Source organism: Paenibacillus jepli, from assembly GCF_047238105.1.
Lineage (GTDB): Bacteria > Bacillota > Bacilli > Paenibacillales > Paenibacillaceae > Paenibacillus_D.
In genome coordinates this window covers 6,148,322-6,171,556 of sequence record NZ_JBDFMD010000001.1, presented here as the reverse complement: position 1 = coordinate 6,171,556, position 23,235 = coordinate 6,148,322, and the positions used below count along the sequence as shown (strand labels likewise).

The 23,235-nt window shown below is 56.2% G+C and carries 24 protein-coding genes; 13 read left to right on the top strand and 11 right to left on the bottom strand.

All coding sequences use genetic code 11. The annotated features are described in order from the left end of the window. Window positions 1-19 precede the first annotated feature (19 nt). From ABC336_RS26115 to ABC336_RS26105, 3 genes are all read left to right on the top strand, one after another. Entirely contained in the window at window positions 20-346 is a 327-nt protein-coding gene (locus ABC336_RS26115) for a YtrH family sporulation protein (protein WP_413241444.1), read from the top strand. A 2-nt stretch (window positions 347-348) separates the two neighbouring features. After that, window positions 349-852: a sporulation membrane protein YtrI gene (locus ABC336_RS26110; RefSeq protein WP_413241443.1), complete on the top strand. Its 504-nt coding sequence runs from the start codon at window positions 349-351 to the stop codon at window positions 850-852. Window positions 853-942: 90 nt separating this feature from the next. Then, complete coding sequence (locus ABC336_RS26105) at window positions 943-1,236, top strand: YtpI family protein (protein ID WP_413241442.1); 294 nt, start codon at window positions 943-945, stop codon at window positions 1,234-1,236. Between the two features lie 17 nt (window positions 1,237-1,253). On the opposite strand, the gene ABC336_RS26100 is transcribed toward ABC336_RS26105, so the two are convergent. Next, window positions 1,254-2,603, bottom strand: coding sequence for a DRTGG domain-containing protein (locus tag ABC336_RS26100; RefSeq protein WP_413241441.1), 1,350 nt, complete (start codon window positions 2,601-2,603; stop codon window positions 1,254-1,256). Window positions 2,604-2,739: 136 nt separating this feature from the next. Here ABC336_RS26100 and ABC336_RS26095 point away from each other — a divergent pair, with 136 nt between their 5' ends. Beyond that, the gene (locus ABC336_RS26095) at window positions 2,740-4,080 is read left to right on the top strand and encodes a sensor histidine kinase (protein ID WP_413241440.1); all 1,341 of its coding nucleotides are present in this window, start codon (window positions 2,740-2,742) and stop codon (window positions 4,078-4,080) included. 172 nt (window positions 4,081-4,252) lie between these two features. On the opposite strand, the gene ABC336_RS26090 is transcribed toward ABC336_RS26095, so the two are convergent. After that, window positions 4,253-4,543, bottom strand: a complete 291-nt coding sequence (locus tag ABC336_RS26090; protein WP_413241439.1) for a hypothetical protein — start codon at window positions 4,541-4,543, stop codon at window positions 4,253-4,255. Between the two features lie 129 nt (window positions 4,544-4,672). Further along, entirely contained in the window at window positions 4,673-5,008 is a 336-nt protein-coding gene (locus ABC336_RS26085; protein WP_413241438.1) for a YlbF family regulator, read from the bottom strand. Window positions 5,009-5,249: 241 nt separating this feature from the next. On the opposite strand from ABC336_RS26085, the gene ABC336_RS26080 reads away from it, so the two are divergent. The 5 genes from ABC336_RS26080 to ABC336_RS26060 are packed head-to-tail and all read left to right on the top strand — an operon-like array spanning window position 5,250 to window position 11,484. Next, the gene (locus tag ABC336_RS26080) at window positions 5,250-6,617 is read left to right on the top strand and encodes a YheC/YheD family endospore coat-associated protein (protein WP_413241437.1); all 1,368 of its coding nucleotides are present in this window, start codon (window positions 5,250-5,252) and stop codon (window positions 6,615-6,617) included. A 12-nt stretch (window positions 6,618-6,629) separates the two neighbouring features. Then, window positions 6,630-7,790, top strand: a complete 1,161-nt coding sequence (locus ABC336_RS26075) for a YheC/YheD family endospore coat-associated protein (protein WP_413241436.1) — start codon at window positions 6,630-6,632, stop codon at window positions 7,788-7,790. Continuing rightward, window positions 7,787-9,163 carry a YheC/YheD family endospore coat-associated protein gene (locus ABC336_RS26070; RefSeq protein WP_413241435.1) on the top strand — a complete coding sequence of 459 codons (1,377 nt, stop codon included), beginning with the start codon at window positions 7,787-7,789 and terminating at the stop codon, window positions 9,161-9,163. Before ABC336_RS26075 ends, ABC336_RS26070 begins: the two co-directional genes overlap by 4 nt. Next, entirely contained in the window at window positions 9,163-10,320 is a 1,158-nt protein-coding gene (locus ABC336_RS26065; RefSeq protein WP_413241434.1) for a YheC/YheD family endospore coat-associated protein, read from the top strand. The genes ABC336_RS26070 and ABC336_RS26065 overlap by 1 nt, the downstream gene beginning before the upstream one ends. 21 nt (window positions 10,321-10,341) lie before the next feature. Continuing rightward, window positions 10,342-11,484 carry a YheC/YheD family endospore coat-associated protein gene (locus tag ABC336_RS26060; protein ID WP_413241433.1) on the top strand — a complete coding sequence of 381 codons (1,143 nt, stop codon included), beginning with the start codon at window positions 10,342-10,344 and terminating at the stop codon, window positions 11,482-11,484. A gap of 42 nt (window positions 11,485-11,526) precedes the next feature. Here the strand turns inward: ABC336_RS26060 and ABC336_RS26055 are convergent, their stop codons facing one another. The 5 genes from ABC336_RS26055 to ABC336_RS26035 form a co-directional block, all read right to left on the bottom strand. Continuing rightward, window positions 11,527-12,210 carry an HAD family hydrolase gene (locus ABC336_RS26055; protein ID WP_413241432.1) on the bottom strand — a complete coding sequence of 228 codons (684 nt, stop codon included), beginning with the start codon at window positions 12,208-12,210 and terminating at the stop codon, window positions 11,527-11,529. 95 nt (window positions 12,211-12,305) lie between these two features. Next, window positions 12,306-13,547, bottom strand: coding sequence for a 2-oxoglutarate dehydrogenase complex dihydrolipoyllysine-residue succinyltransferase (gene odhB, locus ABC336_RS26050; RefSeq protein ID WP_413241431.1), 1,242 nt, complete (start codon window positions 13,545-13,547; stop codon window positions 12,306-12,308). A gap of 69 nt (window positions 13,548-13,616) precedes the next feature. Next, the gene (locus ABC336_RS26045) at window positions 13,617-16,466 is read right to left on the bottom strand and encodes a 2-oxoglutarate dehydrogenase E1 component (protein WP_413241430.1); all 2,850 of its coding nucleotides are present in this window, start codon (window positions 16,464-16,466) and stop codon (window positions 13,617-13,619) included. Between the two features lie 290 nt (window positions 16,467-16,756). After that, window positions 16,757-18,007, bottom strand: coding sequence for a DUF445 domain-containing protein (locus tag ABC336_RS26040; RefSeq protein WP_413241429.1), 1,251 nt, complete (start codon window positions 18,005-18,007; stop codon window positions 16,757-16,759). Between the two features lie 77 nt (window positions 18,008-18,084). Continuing rightward, window positions 18,085-18,774 carry a M50 family metallopeptidase gene (locus tag ABC336_RS26035; protein ID WP_413241428.1) on the bottom strand — a complete coding sequence of 230 codons (690 nt, stop codon included), beginning with the start codon at window positions 18,772-18,774 and terminating at the stop codon, window positions 18,085-18,087. Between the two features lie 165 nt (window positions 18,775-18,939). Here ABC336_RS26035 and ABC336_RS26030 point away from each other — a divergent pair, with 165 nt between their 5' ends. The 4 genes from ABC336_RS26030 (at window position 18,940) to ABC336_RS26015 (ending at window position 20,633) form a co-directional block, all read left to right on the top strand. Next, window positions 18,940-19,158, top strand: coding sequence for a spore coat associated protein CotJA (locus ABC336_RS26030; RefSeq protein ID WP_413241427.1), 219 nt, complete (start codon window positions 18,940-18,942; stop codon window positions 19,156-19,158). Further along, on the top strand, window positions 19,158-19,421 hold the full coding sequence (locus tag ABC336_RS26025) for a spore coat protein CotJB (RefSeq protein ID WP_413241426.1): 264 nt from the start codon (window positions 19,158-19,160) through the stop codon (window positions 19,419-19,421). Before ABC336_RS26030 ends, ABC336_RS26025 begins: the two co-directional genes overlap by 1 nt. A gap of 13 nt (window positions 19,422-19,434) precedes the next feature. Then, window positions 19,435-20,004: a manganese catalase family protein gene (locus ABC336_RS26020; RefSeq protein ID WP_413241425.1), complete on the top strand. Its 570-nt coding sequence runs from the start codon at window positions 19,435-19,437 to the stop codon at window positions 20,002-20,004. Between the two features lie 86 nt (window positions 20,005-20,090). After that, the gene (locus ABC336_RS26015; protein ID WP_413241424.1) at window positions 20,091-20,633 is read left to right on the top strand and encodes a DUF420 domain-containing protein; all 543 of its coding nucleotides are present in this window, start codon (window positions 20,091-20,093) and stop codon (window positions 20,631-20,633) included. Between the two features lie 75 nt (window positions 20,634-20,708). On the opposite strand, the gene ABC336_RS26010 is transcribed toward ABC336_RS26015, so the two are convergent. The 3 genes from ABC336_RS26010 to ytvI form a co-directional block, all read right to left on the bottom strand. Beyond that, window positions 20,709-21,206, bottom strand: coding sequence for a TraR/DksA C4-type zinc finger protein (locus tag ABC336_RS26010; protein ID WP_413241423.1), 498 nt, complete (start codon window positions 21,204-21,206; stop codon window positions 20,709-20,711). Window positions 21,207-21,235: 29 nt separating this feature from the next. Next, window positions 21,236-22,087 carry a sugar phosphate isomerase/epimerase family protein gene (locus tag ABC336_RS26005; RefSeq protein WP_413241422.1) on the bottom strand — a complete coding sequence of 284 codons (852 nt, stop codon included), beginning with the start codon at window positions 22,085-22,087 and terminating at the stop codon, window positions 21,236-21,238. 101 nt (window positions 22,088-22,188) lie between these two features. Continuing rightward, window positions 22,189-23,220: a sporulation integral membrane protein YtvI gene (gene ytvI, locus ABC336_RS26000; protein WP_413241421.1), complete on the bottom strand. Its 1,032-nt coding sequence runs from the start codon at window positions 23,218-23,220 to the stop codon at window positions 22,189-22,191. Window positions 23,221-23,235 lie beyond the last annotated feature (15 nt).

Here is a 23,235-nt window from a genome sequence, read left to right as displayed (position 1 = left end):
TAAAGGCGGTGATTGGGACATGCAATATTTTCTCAGCAAGGCGGCATTGGATTTTTTTATCGCATTCGGAGTAGTGATCGGGGGCGCCATGCTTGCCGGGATCGGCGCGGTGCTCGTCTTCCTGCCGCCAACGAACGAGATGATGCTCGCAGCGGACAAGCTCAAAATTTGGGCGATCGTGGCCGCTGTCGGCGGCACGATCGATCCGATGCGCGTGATTGACTTCAATATGCTCCAGGGCAACCTCTCTCCGGTGGTCCAGCAGATTTTCTATATCATCTGCGCTTTTCTGGGCGCCCATATGGGGACCGAGCTGGTGCGGCTGGTCTGCCGGGGAGGCTTATAGCGATGCGGGTCCCCCAATTTGAGCGATTCACACGCAGCATGTATACCATGGGCGTCTTGGCCATCGGGATTGTGATCGGCGCCGCGATCTTCAACGGCATCTACCATTACCAGCTCAGTGCGCTGTATCAGCAGATCGGCGAGCTCGGCAGCGAGATCGACGGGAAGGCTCAGGAGATTGAACAGTTGACCCGTTTCAAGGATAGTCATACCGTCATCAAGACAATCCAGGTTTTTATAGAGGAAGAAAAGCAGGCCGGCGGCCTGGTGCTGGACAGCCGCACGCAGACCGAGCTGAAGCGGCGGGTGACTGCCGATCTGCGCATCTTCATCGGACGCAGCATCTACGAGATCGATTCAGAAGCAAAGTTGGCTCGTGTGCTGCTGGACCACAAGCTGTATCTGAACGTATATGAGAAAGATTACAGCCTGGAGATCAAGACGATGCTGGTCGTCGATAATGAGCTTAAGGTGTGGGTAAAGGTGAGTAGGCATTCGAGGAGCTGACGTGATACAATAGGACGAGCGTGAACCAACTATACGTTCGTGTCAACCTCTATAAGGCATGAAACCGATAAAGGAGTGTAAGTCTCACCCATGGAAATTCTTCAATGGCTGTTTATCGCCGGGATCATCACTGCTCTGCTGTCGTCGGTGTTCTTCAGCCTGCGCGCCCGCAGATCCAAGGACCAGCGCCTGCGGGGCCTGTACGCGGCCCGCATGAACATCTCGATGGGCATCATGCTGATCCTGATGGCGGGCATTCAGATGATCATGTTTACCGGCGACACCGTACGCGTCATCGTAGGCACGCTGTTCCTGCTGCTGGGCCTCTTCAACTTCTTCGCCGGATTGCGCAACCACCGTCACTTTTCTACGTTGAAGTCATGAGCCATGGCGCACCTCCTCTAATAGGTATCGATCATCTGCGCCGTCATCATCGCTTTGGCGGCAAGCCCCCGCTCATCCTCGATCTCGATCTCCAGCTTGGCCGATTTCCGGCTCATCTCCAGCAGCTTCGGCAGCACCGCGATCTCGCTGTCGATCTGGATCGGCCGGACAAAATAGGTCGTGATGCTCTCAAGCACATGATCCCGCTTCCCGACTTCCCGGATCAGCCGCCGCGCCCCATGCATCATCAAGGTCATCAGCACCCCCTCCGAGAGCGTGCCGAGCTGCCCGGACATCTGGGGCGTGATCCGGCCTCGGTAGGAACGGCCATCCTCTCTCACTTCCCCATCCTCCATCGCGAACCGTTTCCAGATCAGATCATCGAAGGTTTCTCCGGACTGCGTCTGCTTATTGGCAAACTGAAGGGCCGCCAACACCTCCTGACGGCTGACGACCGCCAGCAGCTTGCGCTGCCTGTCGACGATGGGCAGCAAATCAATGCCCTCGGATGCCATCGTGTGGGCGGCTGAAGTGACGGTCGTGCCCGGGTGGATCGTGATCGGCTGACGAGTCATCAGCTTCTCGATCACCTGGTTGCGGGGCGAGCCCGCCACATCCCGTGCCGTCACCATCCCGATAACCCTGTGCCAGTCGTCGACAACGGGAAATCTCGCATGCCCCGTCTCCTGCTGCAAGGCATCAAAAGCCTCCACCGTGTCCCTGGCTCGGAGCAGCTCAGACGGTCTCCCCAGCGTCACGATTTCCTCGATCAGCATAATCTTCCGCTTGATTACACGGTCGTACATCGCCCGGTTGATCAGCGATGCTACCGTGAACGTATCATGACCGGACGAGATAATCGGCAGCTGACGTTCGTCTGCCAGACGCTTCACTTCCTCGCTCGTATCGAAGCCGCCAGTGATGAGCACGCCAGCGCCTTCAAGCAGCGCCATCCGATGCACGTTCTCGCGGTTGCCGACGATCAGCAGACTATCCGCATCAATGTAGGTCAGCATGGCGTCCAATTGCATCGCGCCGATGACGAACTTGTGAAGCGTCTTATGGAGTCCCTGCGCGCCGCCCAGCACCCGGCCTTCCAGGATGTCTGCAACTTCCGCGAAGGTGAGACGATCGGGGCGGCTGCGGTGTTTCTTTTCAATCCGTACCGTTCCGATCCGCTCCTTCGTGCTGACGATACCCAGCTTCTCCGCTTCCTTGACCGCGCGGTAAGCCGTTCCCTCGCTGACTTCAAGTTCTCTGGCCAGCGAGCGTACCGAGATGCCGCTGCCCACCTTCAAATTCTGGATATGCTGAATGATACGCTCGTGCTTGGTCAGTGCCTCCTGATCCGGATTGCCTGGTATCATGATCTGAATTCCCTCCTTTTTTCAAAAAAACGTTCCAATTTGCTCCAAAAGCAAGTAAAGTTAAGATTGGACTATGCCGGTACTGCTTCGACAGTCCGGACGCATTTCCTTTTTTCCATCTAGAAGGGGTTTGTTTATGACTTACGTTTTAGATACACTCAATATTTGGCTGTTGGTTTCCATCCCGCAAACCTTTTTGCATACTTGGCTCGCTTGTCTGCTCTGGGGCATCCGACCGGAGCGGATGGTCAGGCGGCTGCTTTTGTTTTGCATTCTCACTTCGGCCTTATTTGATATCGGTTTCCTGGCCCTGCCTACCCATTTGCATGCCATCAATGCCAATCTGATCTACTTTGTCATGATGTACCTGATGTTTCGCGAGCTTAAGTGGTCTGACCGGATTCTTATCCAGATTACCATGTCGACGACGATTACCTTTACCGACTCGATCCTGCTGCTGATCAGCCACTTTGTATACGACGGGGCATTGACGGATCAGATCAAGACGGGACCGTTCTTTTACAAGATCATCTGGATATGGCCGCTGCTGCTGGCGATCAGCCTGCTCTGCCTGTGGATGCATCGCAAGGCGTATTCGCCTGCGGCCAGATTGCGCAAGTTTTTGCAGCGTCAGCGCAGGCCGTATATTTTTGCCTTTATCGTCCTCATCACACTACAGCTGTCCATGCTGAGCTTATTTATGGCCGCCCGGTTCATCAGCGGATATGATGATCATCTGACCATATTGTTCTTCCTGGCCATCTCGACGATTCTTGCCGTCAGCATCATCTCCGTCTGGCTGTTGTTCAAGACGAGGGACGATGCCATCCGTTCGACACAGCAGGCTTACGTAGGCGATCTTCTGCAGATGGTGACGACGATCCGCGGTCAGCGACACGACTTCATCAACCATGTCCAGGTGATGTATTCGCTGCTCAAGATGAAGAAGCACGATCAGCTCAGCGCGTACATGGAAGAGGTAGTAGAGCAGATCCAGACCGTCAGCGCTATGGCCCGGCAGATCCCGACACCGGCACTCTCGGCACTGATTCAGGCGAAATTGGCGATTGCCCTGGAGAAGGGCATCCGTCTTGAGTGCGAATGTACGGATCTACCGGAAGAGCTGCCTCTTGTCAAGAGCGTAGATCTGGTCAGAATCATCGGCAATCTTATCGACAATGCGTTCGACGCCGTAGTCGATCTGCCCGAGCAAGAGCGTGAGGTAAAGCTCATCATCAAAGTGGCAAACGGGTTGCTGATCATCCGGCTCTCCAATAGCGGCCTGTTGACAGAACGCGAGCGCCGTCATATGTTCAAGCCGGGCTTTACGACCAAGCACTCCGGGCATTCTGGATTGGGGCTGGCCATCGTCAGCGACCTCGTCAAGCATTATGGCGGGGAAGTGCAGCTCGAACCATGCGAGGAGCCGCTCATCGTCTTCCGGGTCACCCTGCCCATAGAGACCAAATCGGCATAAAATATCCCCACAAAGTGATGTTTTAGCTTCGAAGCGCAGTCAGGTACTTTGCGGGGGGCGCCGAAAACATAAGTTCTATAAGATTCAAAAGAACAACCCCTTGGGACCAGTGCCCGAAGGGGTTGTTCTTGTGAGTGCACTTCCACTATTAGCCTTCAGAGCCGCTGGCTGTTCAGCTGCCTTTGGCTTTCATCAGCCTGCCGGCATGCCGTTCAAGCTTGCGCTGCCACGCCAGTGTCTTGGCTCGCCGGACTCTGGCCAGCTGACGGGCGGTCTCCTCGTCGATACCCAGCAGCGCGTACAGATTGGCTGCGATGATCAACAGTACGAACAACACCCAGCTGTAACTGAATACGACATGCGCGGACCACTCTGCCGCAAATCTCAACTCCGGCAGGCCTATTGCAAGCATGCCCAGGGCAAGCGCGAGATAGACCACATGCCGCCACTTCTTCGGTTTCACCGCATGACCTCCCTTCACCTGGCCTCATCTCACACGGTCGGCCAAGCTCCTATAGGGATATATATGCTTCGGGCAGCAAGGATATGACGCGGCTTGTCTCTCCTGCAGCTGCAGTCAGCCGGCTGGAGCTTACTCAAAAACGTTCTTGAGCGACTCGGAGATAATCTTGGTTACGTCGTCGAAGACAACTCCAAACCGCCGCTCGGCTTCAAACAGCTGATTCAACAACGGGTGGAGACTGAGCTCCTCATATAACTGGTTCATGTCGGCCATCTCTTCCGGACTAGGCTCCTCGCCAGCCATCATCTGCTGCTGGAAGCCCGCTTGCCGCTGCCGAAAATCATTCATCAGCAGCTTTGCTTCGTCGTCTTGCTCCACCGCCTGTATCGCCCCCAGAAGATCATGGGCTTCGGGACACGCTTGCATGGCTTTTGCAAGCTCATAGGCTCTGTCATATACATTCATCCGTTTCCCTCCCATGTACAGCACAGCTGACTCGTGCAGTTGATTCATCTAGTTAAATCATACCACTGCAGCCCTTGCTCCGCCAAGCCGAGCCCGAATATGCCCGAATCGCGTTTTTTTATCCTTAGCCCCCCAGGTGGCCAATCACCAAGGGATAGATGTCCTCATATGATGAAGTAATTCAAAAGGCCAACAACCTTCACAACGTTTCGTTTCCAAGCCGGTTGGAAGGAGAACAAGGATGCTTAAATCGAAAGTCGCCATACAGACTGTAGGCTCCGGAATCTTACCGGACGATGTACTCATGGTCGGAGAAAAAGTGTTGAGACAGTGGAAGATCCCGCAGGGTCAGTCGCTTACCCTGCAATTCGGTTCGTTCCGCCAGCAAGTCAAAGCGATTCCTGTACAACGCTACGATGGCATGCGCATGAGCCAAAGTCTCGCCCGGCGAATGGGTATCCACATGGGTGTGAATCTGCGGCTCCGCTATCATCCCTCATCCTACACGCTGGCTCTGGGACCGCTGATCGGCGTGCTGATCAGCCGCGATTACCCTGGCCAGTCCGACAAGCCGTTCGGTTCGATCACGATGTTCTGCAGAGAGCTTGTCGAAGCCTGCCAGGCGCAAGGTGCTTTTGTTTATTTTTTTACGCCAGAGCAGATCGGACAGAGTACGTCCAGTCTGCAAGGGTGGGTCTATGCCGGGGGCTGGCGTCCGATTCCAGTGCCGGTTGCGGATGTCATCAACAATCGGCTGACCTCCCGCAAATTGGAGAACAAACCAAGCGTACAACATTTCTTGAAAGAAGTAAAATCCCGCTGGCGCGTCCATGTATTCAATGAAAAGTTTCTTGACAAATCCGAGGTTTTTGACGCTTTGCGCCACGATACATCGGTGAAGCGCTACTTGCCGGAATCCCATGTCCTGCGTAATTTCCCCACCCTAAAGTCGATGTGCAGCCGTTATCCCAGCATATTCCTGAAGCCTGTACGCGGCAGCCTCGGTAAAGGTATCATCCGGCTTACGCGCATGGAATCCGGCGGTTGCCAGGCACTCTACGCTACTGCTGCCGGAACCAAGAAGCAACAGTTTCCTACCCTCCTCAAAATGTATGACTCGCTCAGCGGCAAGATGAAAACTGTCCGTTACCAAATCCAGCAAGGCCTTCAACTGATCGAAATCCAAAAGCGGCCGGTGGATTTTCGCGCGCTTGTGCAAAAGAATCTGACCGGTGCCTGGGCATTGACTTCGATCGTAGCCCGGGTAGCCAGCAGCCAACACTTCGTGTCCAATCTGGCGCGCGGCGGCACACTCAGTCCTGTGAAGGAGGCTGTGCTCCGATCCAATATGAGCGCCTCAGCCAAACCGGATGCCGGCGCGCGATTGCAGCGAGCCGCGCTGGACATTGCTAAAGCGATCGAACAGCATATCCCGGCCCACTTCGGCGAGCTTGGCATCGATTTGGCGATCGATACCTCCGGACGGGTCTGGCTGCTGGAGGTTAATTCCAAGCCGTCCAAGAACGATAATACGCCGCTGAACGAGCAAAAAATCAGACCATCCGTCAAGCAAATGGTACACTACGCACGTTACTTGTCCGGCTTTTAGGTGGGAATAAATATGAAAGAAAAACGCTGGACACTGGGCATTCAGATTGCGCCGGGATCCATTGCTTGTGAGGAGACCGATGCCGGATGCTCCATCCGGATGCCGGAGGATCGCTTGTGCCGGGCTATGCACCGACATGCTGCCAAGTACGGCATGCGAGTGGTTGTCTTCTCTGCTGACGGCTTCGACATCGGAAGCGGACAACTGAGGGGCTGGGAGCTGCGCGAAGAGTGCTGGCGAAGCCAGGCAGTGCCTCTGCCAGATATCGTGTTTAACCGCTGCTTTTGCCGGACTGCCGAAGAGCGCAAGCGCAGCCGCGAGGGCATGCTCGCTATGTCCCGCAGGCATCGATGGGTCAGCCTTGGCGGACAGCTGCCAGGCAAGCTGCGCGTTCATGAATGGCTCTGGAATGATGAGACCATCCGGAACTATCTGCCTCCGTGCGCGCCGCTTCAGGAGCCTGCAGATCTCTTGAGATGGCTTGCTGACTACCCATCCGGTCTCTTCCTCAAACCGGACGGCGGGATGCAGGGCAGGGGTGTGATAAAGCTGACGGCTGCGGGTGAGAGCAGCCTGCAGATTGAAGGTCGAACACATGCCAACCGCACCTACCGCATGCTCTACCCGGTGGCCGAGGCGCTAGAGAAAATCCGCCATGCCGCGGGCCGCAGGCGTCATCTGATCCAGCCTTATCTGCGGCTGATGGATGACGAAGGCAGACCGTTCGATATCCGTGTCCTGGTCCAAAAAGACGGTCGCGGGCGATGGCGTGTGACCGGCTCTGCGATGAGACGCGGCACAGCCGGATCCGTCACCTCCAATCTGCATGGCGGCGGAGAAGCGCTGGACACTGCCGAGATGCTGTCCAGCATAGCGGGAGATGGCCGCTCCCGGAGCATGCTGCGGGAGCTCCACTCCCTTAGTCTGCGAGCCGCTCACCTACTGGAACAACGCGCCGGCCGTCTTGCCGAGTTGGGGCTGGATTATGGTATGGCTCAGAACGGACGATTGTGGCTGCTTGAAGCCAACAGCAAGCCCGGCCGGAGTATATTTGCCTTGACAGCCAATCATGAGGCCGATGAACGCTCGATTCATCGCCCGTTGCAATATGCCCGTATCCTGGTTGACCGCCAGGTAAGTTGCGGAAACAACTTTCAGGAGGTTCATTCATGAGTTTGACTTATTGCAATGTGCACTTCTCCCAGCAACCTGATAAAGTCGTCTACTTGTCCCGCCCGCTCATGAAACAATTGAAGCTATCGGGCAAAAAATCGATGCATCTCAAGCTCGGCAAAGAGGTCGTAACTGCGGCGATCCGTCCCGTGAAGCGGCAGGGCAATCACCTGTACCTTTCGGCAGGTGTCCGTCGCAGCATCCGCGTACCCAAGATCGGAAATATTCAGGTTGTTAACATCTCCGATAATGAAGTGCAATTGGGACCGCTGATCGGCGTCCTGACCGACTCCGGCTTCCGCTCTTCCGGTCTGCCGTTCGGGTCAAGAACCGGCTTTATCCGCCAGTTATTAAAGATCGGCGAGAAGAAAGCCTATTTGTTCGCTTTCACGCCCCGGGATATCAACTGGCAGGAAGAGACGATCTACGGCCATTTTCTGAATGCTCAGGGGGGCTGGTACAGGAAGGTTGTGCCGCTGCCGGATGTCGTCTACAACCGGTTGCCTAGCCGCAAGGCAGAGACGACGACTTCCATCACTTCTCTGCGCGAGCGGTTCATCCGCAAGAAGATTCCCTTCTTCAACTGGAGCTTCTTCAATAAATCGGATGTATACAAACTGCTTGACGGCGACCTTGAAGCGGCAAAGCATCTGCCGGAATCGTACTCCAACCCTTCCTCCGAGCGGATCAAGGAATTGTTGGAACGCCACCAGTTCGCTTACTACAAACCATCCGCCGGAAGTCTGGGCAACGGCATCTACAGATTGACTTACCACCCCAAACGGGGCTACTTCGCCAGATACCGTCGGGGCGGCAGCAATGTGCTGCTGCGCTTCAATAGCTTTAACGCGCTGATGCGGATGCTCCATGCCAGGCACGGCAGCGCTTCGTCGAGCCGATACGTGATCCAGCAGGGCATCCGTCTGATCGAGATCGACGGCTGTCCTATCGATTTCCGGTTCCATATGCACAAGAACGGCAAAAACGAATGGGTTCCAGCCGGGATCGGCGCCAAAAAAGCCGGACGCGGCAGCGTGACGACGCACATTAAAAACGGCGGCTCCTTGATGACCCCCGAACAAGCGCTGGGCCGGACATTTGGCGATCGGTCCGCAGACATCCTGGACTACGCCAAACGAACGGCCGTTAAGCTGTCGGAAGCCATCGAGCGCAATTTCCCGCATACGCTCGGTGAGCTCGGACTTGACCTGGGCATCGACAAACAGGGCGAGGTCTATATGTTCGAAGCCAATGCCAAACCGGGCCGGTCGATCTTCAAGCATCCCGCGCTGCGCGAGCAGGGACGCGCCTCGCTGACTTATATTCTCGAGCATTGTCTCTACCTGAGCCGTTTTCACAGGAGGGATAATTGATGGAACTCGAACGGGTAGAGGGCGGCTCCATGGGATATCTGACCCACCGCAAGCCGGTCATGGCGATTCTGACCGTAGACGATGACCTGCACGAATTCCGCGGCAACCGCAACAACTTTGCCGATCTGATCAAAGCCGGACGCGACTCCGGCTTCATCGCCTATGTACTGACTGCCAGGCAAGTCAAACTATCGCAAAAACGTCTGAAGGGATTCACCTTCTCGGATGATTCGCAGACTTGGGTACAAAAGTTGTTTCCGCTGCCCGATGTCGTCTATAACCGCATCCCCCAGCGGGAGGATGAACTCCTGCCGTCCGTCAAAAGAAAGCTTGCCGCGCTGCAGAAGCATCCGCAGATCCAGCTGTTCAACCCTGCCTTCTTCAACAAATGGAGTTTGTTCGAATGGCTCCATCTCTCACGCACGACCAAGCCTTTCATCCCGGCCACACGTCGGCTGGTTACCCCAGTCGGATTGGGACGAATGCTGCATAAGCATTCGTTCCTTTATCTCAAACCGATCAGCGGCAAGGCCGGCATGGGCATCATGACGATCAAGCTGCAGCCGGAGAAACAGATGCCCTACCGGCTCAAGTACCAAGAAAAGAAAAAAAGCGTCACCTACCGGTGCGCCAATCTTGCCAAACTATGGCTGAGGATTAAAAAGCAAAGTACTGGCGAGCCTTATATCGCCCAGCAAGGCATTGAGCTCGCCTCTTACCAGTCCCGCCCCTTTGATCTGCGCGCGCTGCTCCAAAAAAACCAGCGCGGTCAGTGGGACATTACCGGCATTGGCGCACGTCTGGCAGGCACCGCCAGCATCACAACACATGTCCCCCGCGGCGGCTCGATCGAAGATCCGGAGAAGCTCCTTATCCAGTTTTTCGGTCATGAGCAAGCCCGCAAAATCTTGATCCATGTGCGCAACAGCGCCTTGTTGATCGCCAAGCAGATCGAACGGGGCAGCGGCAAGCGGCTGGGCGAGATGTCGATGGATCTCGGAGTCGATGTGAACGGGCAGATCTGGTTTTTCGAAGCAAACTCCAAGCCGATGAAATTCGACGAACAGCATATCCGCAAAAAATCGCTCGAACGCATCTTCCATTACAGCATGTATCTAATCAAGCAACATCCCGGGCAAGCAGCAAAAAAAGGTTAAATCAGTATAGGAGGTAAGGGAATGCCCCAGCCTGTTCTAGGCATATTAACGCTTTATCTCAATGAAAATCGCATGCTGGAGGAGCGAAGCATCTATCAGAAAATGACGCTTGCCGGCGCCAAGCTGGGGCTGCAGGTATTCGTGTTTACCCCTGCAGACGTCAATTATAAGCAGAATCGCATCCATGCGATGTTTTATCATCCCGAGACCAAGCGGTGGACACGCAAATGGACCGGCTTTCCCAGCCTGATCTTCGACCGCTGCCGCATCCAGAAAAGCTACCGTTTCGAGCAGCTCAAACGTTTCCGTGCCGTCTACGGCCATCTGACGTTTCTCAACCGCCCGCTGCGCAACAAATGGACGGTTTACAAACAGCTGTCCGGCGAGAACCGGTTTCGACCATTCCTCCCGCACACCCGAATCGTAGAGAGCAGACAGGATATCCAGAAGATGCTGGGCAGCTATCCGCTTCTCTATCTGAAGCCGATCAACGGCACGGGCGGCCGCGGCATCCTCCGCATTGAACGGCTCCAGAAGAGCAGCTGGCTTATCCAGGGGCGGGACCACAACAGGCGGATCATCAAGCCGGTCAAGGTTCCCACTTCTGCACTATATAGCAAACTGGATGCATGGCATATGAATAAAAACAAATATCTGATCCAGCAAGGAATCGCCATCAAGCTCTCCGGCGGCAGAGTGCATGACTACCGGATGCTGGTCCAGAAAAACCGTTTCGGCAAGTGGGAGGTCACCGGCTGTGCGGGCCGCGTCGGCGCTCCCGGCAGCATCACCTCCAACCTGCACGGCGGCGGCCATGCCACTACGATGCAGTCCCTGCTGGAGCGGTGGATCGGGGACGAGGCCAAACGGACCGAGATTGTGAAGCAAGCGGAGGAATTCAGCGTGGATGTCGCCGCTTATCTGGAGCAGAGCTATGGCAAGCTCTGCGAGCTTGCGCTCGATCTTGCGATCGATCGCAGCGGCCGGATCTGGCTGCTGGAGGTCAATCCCAAACCGGCTCGCGAAGTGTTCGCCCGTGCCGGCGACCGAGCTACGTATCAACGGGCCATTACGAAGCCGCTGGAGTATGCCCTGTGGCTGTACAATCAGAAATCTCGCCGTCCGGAATCCGAAGCAAAGGAAACAGAACCCGCAAAAGCCTAAACGCTTTTGCGGGTCTCGTGTTCGCTGAAGATCGTGCGTACTCTAGCGGTCTGGCAGCAATTGTAGCAGCTCAGGGAAGGAAGCGATCAGCGCATCCGCTCCCGCCAGCTCCTCCTCCCGACCGAAGCCGGCATATTGGCAGCCGATAACCGGCAACCCATTCCGCTTGCCGGCCTCGACGTCGGAGGAACGGTCACCCACCATCCATGCGGAGGTGAGACCGTGATCCTGTACCAGCCGTGACACCAGCTCAACCTTGGAAGCAGTCCCGTATTGTCCGGCGCTGTACAAGCCGTCGAAGAGCGAATCCAGCGTCTTGACCTTGGCGATGCCGCGTACATAATCTTCCAGCCCGTTGCTGGCAACGAACAGCTTGATTCCCCGGGCATGCAGCTCTCGCAGCGTCTCGACAACCCCCGGATATAAATCGCCCTGTCCGGCAGCCAGCCCTTCCAGCTCGTATTGCAGCATCAGTTCATCCGCCCTGCGGTGGGCTTCCGGTGAGCCGTCCGGCATCACTTTCCGCCAGATGTCCTCCAGCAGCATTCCCAGACAGCCCAACAGCAGCTCAACCGGCGGCATCTCCCGGGTATACAGTCCTTCCTCCCGCAGCTGCTTGAATAGCCGTTCGTGCACATGCACAAGCAGCGTCTCTGTCTGCAGCAGCGTTCCGTCCATGTCGAACAGGATGGCTTCCGGCTGCTTCCACTTGATCTGAGTCATCATTGTTGCTCCTTCCCAAACGGTGTAAAGAAAAAGCTGTCAACCAGGCCTGCAACCTGGTTGACAGCTGGACGCTTTACGCGCTGCTGGTGCGTCGTCTAGCCTTCCAAAAGGAGAGACTCCGGATCTTCCAGCAGATTCTTGATGGTGACGAGGAAGCGGACCGCTTCACTGCCATCGACAATTCTGTGGTCGTAGGAGAGCGCGATATACATCATCGGGCGATTCTCCATGCCGTCTTCACTTGTTGCTACCGGCCGGCGCTGAATGGTATGCATACCCAGAATACCGACTTGCGGCGTATTGAGGATCGGTGTCGACAGCAGCGAGCCGAACACCCCGCCGTTAGTAATCGTGAATGTGCCGCCCTGCAGATCGGACAGGGACAGCTTGTTCTCACGAGCTTTGCCTGCCAGGTCGCCGATGCTCCGCTCGATATCGGCAAAGCTCAGACGGTCGGCGTCGCGGACAACGGGTACAACCAGCCCTTCTTTGGAAGCCACCGCGATCCCGATATCGTAGAATTTCTTGACCAGGATATCTTCCCCGTCGATCTCTGCATTGAGCAGCGGGAACGCTTTGAGGGCGCCGACGACAGCTTTGGTAAAGAAGGACATGAAGCCGAGATTGACATTATGTTTGTCCTGGAAGGATTGCTTGCGTCGTTTGCGCACCTCCATAATCGCAGTCATATCGACCTCGTTGAAGGTTGTCAGCATTGCAGCTGTACGCTGCGCCTCCACCAAACGGTTGGCGATCGTCTGTCTTCTGCGGGACATCTTTTGGCGGTCTACCGGCTTGGCAGGGTTTTGTTCAGCTGCCGCTGCTTTGGGTGCCGAGACAGAAGCTGGCTGACTGCTTGCAGATTGCTTGCCTGCCGTGCCGCTGATCTGCTCTTTGGAAACCTTGCCAGCGAGCTCCGTCGCTTCCTGCAAGCTGATGCCGCGTTCGCGGGCGAGCTTGCGGACAGAAGGCGATGCATGCATCGCAGCCGTGTCAGCAGGCTGTACAGGCGTTGGCTGTTGCTGTGCCTGGGACGCTTCTTTGGGATCGGAAGGTGCAGGCGCAGCTTCCGACTTTGCCGGCTCCGCCGATGCTGCTCCGGCTGCACCGGCGCGGATCAGCCCGACAGCTTCGCCGACCTGTACATTGTCCCCCTCATGCTTATAAATCTTCTCAAGCACGCCGTCTGCTTCAGCATTGATCTCAAGATTGACCTTGTCCGTCTCAAGCTCCAGCAGGAGCTCGCCGAATTGGACTGTGTCGCCTTCTTTCTTGCTCCAGCTGGCAATCGAACCTTCTGTGATCGATTCGCCCATTTCAGGTACTTTGATTTCCATGAGTTAGCTGCCTCCTGTGATCTGTATCATATAGTTGCCTAGCAATCGGAAGGGCGGAGAGCCCGCCGGCTAGGATTTCACTTTGCTTAATTGCTCGACCGGAGTCACAGCCTGCGAGATCAGCCGGTTCTGTTCGAAGGCATGCACCGTCTGATAGCCGCTCGCCGTACTGGAACGCTCAGGACGGCCGATGTAGCGGACGGTGATGCCTTCTGACGCGAGCGTGCGCAGCTTGGGTTCCATATAAGTCCAGCTGCCCATATTTTTGGGTTCTTCCTGCAGCCAAACGATCTCCTTGAGCTTCGGCAGACTGCCGACGATCGCTTTGACCTCCTCTTCCGGGAACGGGTACAGACGCTCTACCCGGGCGACATGCACCCAGTCCCGATTCTTCTCCGCAGACAGCGCTTCGTCGAGATCGATCGCGACTTTGCCGGAGCAGAGGATGAGTCGTTCCGTCTGCTTGGGAACTGCCGGTGCCGGTTCCAGCACTGGCTTGAAGGTGCCTTCGGTCAGCTCTTGACCAGGTGAAGCAACCCGCGGGTTGCGGATCAGACTCTTAGGCGCCATGATAATCAACGGTTTGGCGTGCACCGTCTCCGCCAACCCCGCTTGCAGGCGGAGCAGGTGGAAATACTGGGCAGCGCTGGTCAGATTGGCGACAGTCCAGTTGCCCTCTGCAGAGTTCTGCAGGAAGCGCTCCAGCCGGGCACTGGAATGCTCCGGTCCTTGGCCCTCGTAGCCGTGAGGAAGCAGCATCACCAGGCTCGATTTTTGTCCCCACTTGACACGTCCGGCGGAGATAAACTGATCGATGATGACTTGAGCGCAATTGACGAAGTCGCCGTATTGCGCTTCCCACAGTACAAAAGTCTCCGGTGAGAACACATTGTAGCCATATTCAAAGCCCAATACAGACACTTCAGAGAGCGGGCTGTTATGGATGGCGAATGAAGCGTTGGCCTGCGGGAGCCTGTGCAGCGGCGAGTAAGTCGCTCCTGTCTTGGAGTCGGTCAGCACAAGATGGCGATGCGCAAATGTCGCACGCTGCACATCCTGGCCGCTCAGCCGGATCGGTTTGCCGTCCGAGAGAATCGTCGCAAACGCCAGGGTCTCAGCGAGTGCCCAGTCCACCTTGCCGCCCTCCTCCAGCGCATCTGCTCTCCGCTCCAGGATCCGTTTCAGCTTCGGATATACATTGAAGTCTTTTGGGAAATCAAGCAGCTCTTTGTTGATCGTCTGCAGCAGCTTCAGGGAAACCGCTGTAACTACAGGCTCATCGTGCGCACGAACCGGTTCGCTGATGTGCTGGTCGTTATCCGCACTGTCCTCCCGCTTGATCAGGTCATATGCCGCCTGCAGCGTGTCCCAGCTCTCCTGACGCATCGCCGCAACCTGCTCCTCGGTGACTACTCCCGATTCCTCCAGCTGCTTGGCATAGAGGGCGCCCGCCGTCAGGTGCTTGCGCACCTTGTCATACATAAGCGGCTGAGTCACATCGGGATCATCCGACTCATTGTGCCCATATCTGCGATAGCCGACGAGATCGATCAGGAAATCCTTCTTGAACCGGATCCGATACTCCGCAGCAAGCCGCACGGCAGCGATGCAGGCTTCCGGGTTGTCGGCATTGACATGGACGATCGGGATCTCATAGCCCTTGGCAAGGTCGCTGGAATAATGAGTAGATCTGGCGTCCTTGTTGTCCGTCGTGAAGCCCAGTCGGTTATTGGCGATGAAGTGAATCGTCCCGCCGTTGCGGTAACCCGTCAGTTTGTTAAAGTTCAACGTCTCGGCAACGACGCCTTCGCCAGGGAAGGCTGCGTCGCCGTGGATCAGAATCGCCACAGCCTTGGCGAACTCCAACTCCGGGAACCCCCGTTTGCTGCGGTCTTCCTGAGCCGCACGGGTGAAGCCTTCGACGACTGGATCGACATACTCGAGATGGCTCGGGTTGTTGGCCAGCCTGATCCGGGTCTTGCCGCTCTCCTGGACAGAGCGGTAGGCGCCAAGATGATATTTGACATCGCCGGTCCAGCCGTAATTGATGCCGATCGAGCCTTCGGAAGGGATCAGATCCTTGTTGGGCGCGTGATGGAACTCGGAGAAAATCTTGCTGTAAGGCTTGCCCAGCACATGAGCCAGCACATTGAGACGGCCCCGGTGCGCCATACCCATGAGGATATGCTCTGCGCCCTCGTCCGCAAACCGATTGACGATACCATCCAGCATCGGCACAAGCGCATCAAGTCCTTCAATCGAGAATCGCTTCTGCCCAACGAACGTCCGGTGCAGGAATTGCTCGAACTGCTCAACCTGAATCAGCCTTTTCAGTAGCTCGATACGCTCCTGAGAAGACAAGGTAAACAGCTCCATATTCGTTTCAACCTGCTCATTAAGCCACTTGCGCTCTTCTTCAACGTAAACATGACTGAATTCATAGGCGACTGCACTCGTATAGAGCTTGGTAACCTTCTGGATCGCATCCCACGCTGTCACCACGTCATCCCCGGCATTCTCCCAGATCAGCGAAGCCGGGATTGCCTTGAGTCTCTCCGGGCTCAAACTGTATGTCTCGGGCTCCAGCAAGCGGGTGTCCGAAGGAACCCGGAGGTTCAGCGGATCCGTATCAGCTGCCAGATGACCATGCGTACGAATGTTCCACATCAGTTTGTCAGCAGCCACCACGTCTTTGAGCAGAGCCATCTGATCCTGCTGGACCGGCGCAGCCGCTGCTTGCGGTGCGGGAGCCGTCTCCAGGCCTGCAGGCGGAGCTCCCCACTCTTCAAAAAACGCCCGGGTAGCAGCGTCTACCGCTTCTGGATTGTCCGAGAAAAGCTCATACTGCTCATACACATAACCCAGGTTCGGACCGAAGTAGGACGCCCAGGGGCCTGCCTTCGTATCACGTGTTGTCATACGTAAATCTCTCCATCCTCTGTTATATTCATAGTCAGGCATCTATTAATAAGCACTAATATTAATAATACCCTTTTTGGCGCCAGAAGAAAAACATGAATCCGGGAAAATGAAAATTCAATCGTCAATTCAATTGAAAATGTGACAAATTCAGCACATTTTACGAAGCGGGACGCAAAACCGGTTTGGCCCCGTGTGTCCAACCCAATTATAAACAAAAAACAGGCGGCTGTCAGCCGTTTACCTTATACGGCCCGCCTGCCTGTTGGATTCGCCTGATCACGGAGGCTTTACCGACCTAGGGCAAGCTGCAGAACCGTCAGCACAACACCGACTACGAAGCCGCACAATGCGCCATTAACCCTGATCCACTGCAGATCCTTGCCCACTTTCTGCTCGATCATCGCTACCAGCGTTTTGTTATCCAGCTTCTCCAGATTCTCCCTGACCAATATGCCGATCCGGTAATGATGCGTCTCGACCAGGTCGATCACGTACCCGATGACCCGGTCCTCCCAGCTCTTCGGCAGCTCCGGCCGTCTGGCAAGGTAGCGGACGAGAGAGATGTAGCTGCGCAGCAGGATTCCGCCTCCACTCGCTTCTTCGGCTGCCAGCCTGGCAGCCAGCGCCACTCGGAGCTCCTCCAGACGGGCCAGGATAAATGCCGCAAATGCTTCGCTCTGCAAATATTCATCCGCCGTACTCTGAAGCTGGTGGATCAGCTTCTCATTGTCTGCAAGCAGCAGCATTCTGATCCGCAGCTCCCGCAGCAAGGCCGCCCGCGACTCATTGTCCGCCTCCCGCAGCTTGCGCAGCTCTTCGAGCAGCATGTTCTGCAACAGCGGTCCCAGCTTCTCCTCGCTCATAAAGCCGGAGAAGGCCTGAATGGCGAAGCCCATCAATCCGCCCATCTGCACTTCCGACAGCTTCTCGCTGACTCGTCTGCCCAGCATCTCCTGCGTAGAAGGCTTACGCGCCCATTCGATCGCTTCCTGCAGGACGTAATCCAGTGCCTTCTCGTCGTATCCCCGCTCCATCATCCGGGTAAGCAGATGCTGTGCCGTCCCCCCAATGTCTGCCTGGCGGGCATAATTGCCCACGGCGGCTTGAATCGGCTGCACGGCTTTCGCCAGCGGCAGCTCCGCCAGCGCCCCCTGCGCCGAGCGCAGGACGGCGCGGCGGAACGCAGGCCGTCTAAGCTGGCGAAGCACAGCGCCCGAGAGCACCTCCATCAATTTGAACGCCCGCAGCTTCTCCTGGATACTTTGTTTATTCAGCAGTTCGTTCTCCAATGCCGAGATCAGGGATTGGATGATCCGGACCCGGTTTTTGATGAGCAAAGCCGTGTGGGGAATCGGGATCTGCAGCGGGTGGTGGAACAGCGCGGTAACCGCGAACCAGTCGGCGATCCCGCCGACGAGTCCCGCCTCGAAGCCTCCCTTGAGGAGTTCCACGGCAAGATTGTCCGGCAAAAACAGCATCACGGCAAATCCGACACCCATGACTAGCAGAGAAAGTGTAGCGATATTACGCGTGTTCATCTTTTCATCAGCCTCCAACAGCCATGCTTAGCATTACAATAATTTCTTGTGTTCTAATCTTGTCCTTTCCCTTCCGCTCAACCTTGTATACGTGCGGGCGTCCGGGCATGACGCTCTTGGACGAGCAGCTGCAGTCCCGCCCTCACACACCATAAAGCGACAGCTGCGAACAGGCCGGCCCATAGGACTGCCGGCAGCCCCGTCAGCCGCTGCAGATTGGCTGCGTCCCCCGCCGTGGCTGGCTCGATCAGCGCTGCAAGCAGCAGGAAGAGCGTAGACACCAGCGACTCGGTCAACGCCAGGACAGCCAAAAAAAGATAATAAAAGTTCTGCACCTTTGGTCCCAGGAATAATATAACAATGTTCAACACCCCAAAGCCCGACAACCACCACACACCATACCCCGAACGGACAAAAAACAGCAGCATGACAGCCGCCATCACTGTCAGGATCATAAGTCCAACTGCCTGCTTACGTTTGTGGAACAGGTACATCAGCAGGACGCTGAACAACGAAGCCGCAGGATAACCGGCAAGGGATGCCAGGATCATCCGCCACCTCGTGGACAACGCCGAGTAGGTGACTCCGCTGTGGTCGCTGTTGAGCTCGATCCTTTCTACATGTCCCGACAAAAGAAGCGTGGCAGCGGCATGGCCGAACTCGTGAACCATCGTATCCAGCATGCGGAAGAACGACGAAAACGGCAGCAGCCGGGTGATGACCAGAATGCCGGCAACAACCAACAGAACAGCCGACCATTTTCTCACACGCTTCACCGTCCTTCGATCTTAGATTCAGCGCCATCTCCTCAAGCCAGACTATTGTACCATGTCCGCACGCGGCATTGAAGCGGTCAAGCTGCAAAAAGCAGCGAGCCATGGGGTGACCGGCAGGCAATCTTCCCCTAACCAGATGGAGAAGGAGGTACAACCATGAATAATCAGATTCGAGAGTATCACCCGTTCCGCGGCCCCTATGACCCGTGTCCGCCGATCGGCGTCAAGACGTATGTCGTGCCGCCCAATCAGTTCATCGCTTTCCAGCCGATGAACCTGCCGCAGTTTCCGCTGGCCGAAGCCCTCCGGGCAGGCACGCTGTGGCCCGCCTTGTACAGTCCCTACCAGCCCAGATATCCGAGGGGGAATCCGTAGTGAACGCCACATTGGATGAACAGTATTACAGCAGTCTATTGGAGCTGCAGCAGCTCGATTTTGCCCTTGTGGAGCTGACCTTGTATCTCGACACGCATCCGAAGGATATGCAGGCGCTGACCCAGTTCAATCAGCTGGCCCAGCAGCGGCAGCAGTGCGCCCACTCCTTCGAGCTCCGTTACGGACCGCTGCTCCAATACGGACACAGTTACAGCAAGTTCCCTTGGCAATGGGCGCAAAGTCCATGGCCGTGGCAAGTGTGAGGAGGCTTGAGAGATGTGGATCTACGATAAAAAACTGCAATACCCGGTCAGAGTCGGCAAATGCGACGTACGCATGGCGAAGCTGCTGGCCGAACAGTACGGCGGTGCCGACGGCGAGCTCGCCGCAGCCCTGCGCTATCTTAATCAACGTTATACAATCCCGGACAAAGTGATCGGTCTTCTTACCGATATCGGCACCGAGGAGTTCGCGCATCTGGAGATGATCGCCACCATGATCTATAAGCTCACCAAGGATGCTACGCCGCAGGAGCTCGAGGCTGCCGGTCTCGGACCCCATTATGTAAGTCACGACAGCGCCTTGTTTTACAACAACGCTGCAGGTGTGCCGTGGACGGCTGCTTATATCCAGGCCAAAGGCGATCCGCTTGCCGATCTGTACGAGGATATCGCCGCCGAGGAAAAAGCCCGGGCAACGTACCAATGGCTGATCGATTTGACCGATGACGTGGATCTGCAGGACAGCCTGAAGTTTTTGCGCGAGCGCGAAGTGGTGCATGCCATGCGGTTCAAGGAAGCGGTAGAGATGATCAAGGCCGACCGGGAGGAGCAGAAGATTTTCTAGCCCATCCCAAGCTGTCAAGAAGCTGTAACAATACGCTGTTGTGTTCCGTGTCCCATATCGTCTATTCTATTAAGTGAAAAGATCGAATGGAGGCTCTGGACACAGTGGGCAAATCACGCAACTACACCGTAGCGATTTATATTTTTTCAATTGTATTGATCGGAGTAATCGCGGCGCTGTTCTTCATGCCGCAATATGATGGCGATGTCGGCTTTGATATTACGATTCTTCCGTTAATGAATGCGATTTTCAACGTTTTCACGTTTTCCTTTCTAGTGTTATCGCTGATTGCCGTGAAGAAGAAAAATATCAAGCTGCACCGGAACCTCGTGTTCGCCGCCTTTGTAACGACATTCTTTTTTCTGATCTGCTACGTTACCTATCACTTTTTGTCGGAACCCGCTACTTTCGGTGGCAGCTCTTTGATGCGCGGGATTTATCTGTTCATCCTGATCACCCATATCCTGCTTGCCATCCTCAACGTGCCGCTGGCTTTGATCACTGTCTTCAAGGGGCTCACGATGAAAGTCGAGCAGCATCGGCGGATCGCCCGCTGGACGATGCCCATCTGGCTCTATGTCAGCGGTACCGGCGTGCTGGTCTATCTGCTGATCTCCCCGTATTATTGACGGTTTACAGGGCAAAACGGCAAGTCACCGCATAGCGCCGGTGACTTGCCGTTATTTGTCGCTGCCTGTAAGCGTTCAATCGGCATTGCCGTAGTTCTCCAGCGTCTGCCAGGCATCCGCATCGTCGAACTTGCCGCTGCCCGTCTGTCGGCGCCCGCCCGCTCCGGCGGGCGGGCGTGTCATGACGTCCTCCTCCACCGGGCGCTCCTCGGAGAGGGGCGGATCTTCCGCATGCTCCACCGTGCGGGTCGTATATGGCACCGCCTCCAGCCGCTCGAACGGGATCGGTTCTCCACTGATCTCACAGTGTCCATAGGTGCCATCTTCCATCCTGGCAAGCGCCGCTTCGATCTCGCCCAGACGCTCCGACAAGGAGTCGTCGATTGCCATATCGCGAGCCTTCTCAAATGTTTCCGTCCCCAGATCGCCGGGGTGATTGTCATACGAGGACAGCTCGCCGGCTTGCTCCTCCTGGCCCTCTGCCGCCTCGTTCAGATGCGATTGCAGCTCTTCCTGCTCTTCCCGCAGCTGTGTCCGCAACTGCTGGAGCTGAACCGAAGTCAAATGTGACATCCTCATCCTCTCCTATCGCTCCTAAGTTTTTATCGCGTCTGCATGCCGCCCGCCGATGTAAGTATCCGGTCCGCCGCTTGTCTCATCTCTTCGAGCCGTTCCCACACATCGGCTTCCTCAAGGTAAGTCAGCGAATAAGGACCCGAAAAGCCGCTGTCCGTGCTAATCTCCACACAGCGCCTGAAGTCCTCCAGATCAAGCCCGCCGTTCGCTCTCACATCCGCTTTGGCATGGACGGTCTCCGCATGCGGCATGACTTCTGCCAGCTGACGGTATTTGTCCGTCTTGAAGTTACCGAAGTCTCCTGTAAAACCGATCTTTCCTTCGCACAGCTCCAGAAGCGTCAAGCAGCTCTTCGCATCCGAGAGAAGGGAGCCAAGATTCTCGGTTACGACCCGCACCCCTTTGGGCTTCGCATAATCGGCTAGCATCTTGAAACCCGCAGCAGCCCGCCGCAGCGCTTCTCTGTCCCCGCTCTCCCCTTGGCCGGCACTGATGCGGACGCGCTCAAAGCCCGCCGACGCCGCAACATCGATCCACTTGCTGTACCAGGCCGCCTCGATCCTGCGGCGGTGTTCATCTGTGGCAGAGAGGTCCCCATCATCGATAAGGAGTGAAGCCAGTCTTACGCCGGAGCGTTCGGCGACGATCCGCAGCTCCTCCAGGTAAGACGGCGAGCTGTCCTGGAATTGGGCGTACGACAACTCCAGCGCCTCGTATCCGGCCTCGCCCAGACGGATGATAAACTCCGGCAGCGTCATTTTCTCCGGATGGGATTCAATCGTCAATTCGTGTTCTCGCTTGTCGCTGTTCCAACTTACCATCCGCAGGGGGCCAAGTTGGCGTTCGAAAGACCAGCTGTTCACCGCGTATATAGCCATGCCTATCCCTCCTCGTCTAAGAACGATCCCGTCCACCGGGATTGCCTCTTTGGGAGTACTTACCCGTGCAGGCAGGCTTTCTAACGGTTGTTCTTGACTGTTTATAGCTTTATCTTCACCTGGAAGAGACCTGCCTTCCGGGCCGCCATATAAATGATGACGACCAGCGGACCGAGGAAAACGCCGACGATACCTACCAGCTTGAAGCCGACGTACAGACTGATGAGCGCCGCCAAGGCAGAGATGCCCACAGCGTCGCCAAGCACTTTGGGTTCGATAATCCGGCGGATGACGGTAATGACGAGGAACAAGACGATAAGCCCCATCCCGGTCGAGGATTGGCCTGTCGCGATAAGGTACGCGGCCCAGGGCATGAGCACGGAGCCTGTACCCAGGATCGGCAGGATATCGACCAGCACGATCAACAGCGCAATCGCCAGCGGATACTTGACGCCGAGGATGAGCAAGCCTACAAGCGAGATCAGATACGTCATGACACTGAGAGCCAGCTGAGCCCGCAAAAAGCCGAAAATCGAGCGGCGCAGATTTTGCAGAACGGCATCGACCTGCTCGCGCGAGTTGTCGTCAAAAAACGAGAGAAAAGCAGCTTTTAACGCAGGAAGACTGAAGCTGAAGAGGTAAACTGCAACCAGAAAGACGATGAAGAAGATAAACAGGCCCGGGATGCCGGCGGCAAAATTGACGAAGGAGACGGAGATTGTGCTGACCATGCCGGTCACCGAGGAGGAGAAGCTTGACAGCCAACGCTCCAGTTGGGCTGTCGTCTCCGGCGAAAGGCCGGAATAATAGGTTTGCAATTGGCTGAATGCCTCTTGGGCGTAGCGGCTGGCATCGCTGGCATACTCCGGTACCCGCTCCCAGAACGCAACAAGCTCAGCGATCACCTTGGCCCCTAAGACGAGAATCGTCCCGAGAAGCATGACAGTAAACAATGAGCTGGCCAAAACCCCCGCGCCGACCCGGTTCATCCGGCCCAGCCGGACAAACCGTTCGATGAACGGGTCCAGGAATATGGCGACCACCAAAGCCAGCATAAAAGGCGCCCCCGCTGTAAACAGCAGATACAACAGGATCAGCCCGACGACCACCATAACAAGCGCACGCAGGGACATCCGATACACTTCCCC

Coding starts and splice junctions, on each gene's coding strand:
- ABC336_RS26030 (WP_413241427.1), top strand. CDS start 18,940: ATGAATAATCAGATTCGAGAGTATCACCCGTTCCGCGGCCCCTATGAC.
- ABC336_RS26095 (WP_413241440.1), top strand. CDS start 2,740: ATGACTTACGTTTTAGATACACTCAATATTTGGCTGTTGGTTTCCATC.
- ABC336_RS26105 (WP_413241442.1), top strand. CDS start 943: ATGGAAATTCTTCAATGGCTGTTTATCGCCGGGATCATCACTGCTCTG.
- ABC336_RS26080 (WP_413241437.1), top strand. CDS start 5,250: ATGCTTAAATCGAAAGTCGCCATACAGACTGTAGGCTCCGGAATCTTA.
- ABC336_RS26055 (WP_413241432.1), bottom strand. CDS start 12,210: ATGATGACTCAGATCAAGTGGAAGCAGCCGGAAGCCATCCTGTTCGAC.
- ABC336_RS26040 (WP_413241429.1), bottom strand. CDS start 18,007: ATGAACACGCGTAATATCGCTACACTTTCTCTGCTAGTCATGGGTGTC.
- ABC336_RS26100 (WP_413241441.1), bottom strand. CDS start 2,603: ATGATACCAGGCAATCCGGATCAGGAGGCACTGACCAAGCACGAGCGT.
- ABC336_RS26065 (WP_413241434.1), top strand. CDS start 9,163: ATGGAACTCGAACGGGTAGAGGGCGGCTCCATGGGATATCTGACCCAC.
- ABC336_RS26075 (WP_413241436.1), top strand. CDS start 6,630: ATGAAAGAAAAACGCTGGACACTGGGCATTCAGATTGCGCCGGGATCC.
- odhB (WP_413241431.1), bottom strand. CDS start 13,547: ATGGAAATCAAAGTACCTGAAATGGGCGAATCGATCACAGAAGGTTCG.
- ABC336_RS26110 (WP_413241443.1), top strand. CDS start 349: ATGCGGGTCCCCCAATTTGAGCGATTCACACGCAGCATGTATACCATG.
- ABC336_RS26115 (WP_413241444.1), top strand. CDS start 20: ATGCAATATTTTCTCAGCAAGGCGGCATTGGATTTTTTTATCGCATTC.
- ABC336_RS26085 (WP_413241438.1), bottom strand. CDS start 5,008: ATGAATGTATATGACAGAGCCTATGAGCTTGCAAAAGCCATGCAAGCG.
- ABC336_RS26015 (WP_413241424.1), top strand. CDS start 20,091: ATGGAGGCTCTGGACACAGTGGGCAAATCACGCAACTACACCGTAGCG.
- ABC336_RS26020 (WP_413241425.1), top strand. CDS start 19,435: ATGTGGATCTACGATAAAAAACTGCAATACCCGGTCAGAGTCGGCAAA.
- ABC336_RS26060 (WP_413241433.1), top strand. CDS start 10,342: ATGCCCCAGCCTGTTCTAGGCATATTAACGCTTTATCTCAATGAAAAT.
- ABC336_RS26045 (WP_413241430.1), bottom strand. CDS start 16,466: ATGACAACACGTGATACGAAGGCAGGCCCCTGGGCGTCCTACTTCGGT.
- ABC336_RS26005 (WP_413241422.1), bottom strand. CDS start 22,087: ATGGCTATATACGCGGTGAACAGCTGGTCTTTCGAACGCCAACTTGGC.
- ytvI (WP_413241421.1), bottom strand. CDS start 23,220: ATGTCCCTGCGTGCGCTTGTTATGGTGGTCGTCGGGCTGATCCTGTTG.
- ABC336_RS26070 (WP_413241435.1), top strand. CDS start 7,787: ATGAGTTTGACTTATTGCAATGTGCACTTCTCCCAGCAACCTGATAAA.
- ABC336_RS26010 (WP_413241423.1), bottom strand. CDS start 21,206: ATGTCACATTTGACTTCGGTTCAGCTCCAGCAGTTGCGGACACAGCTG.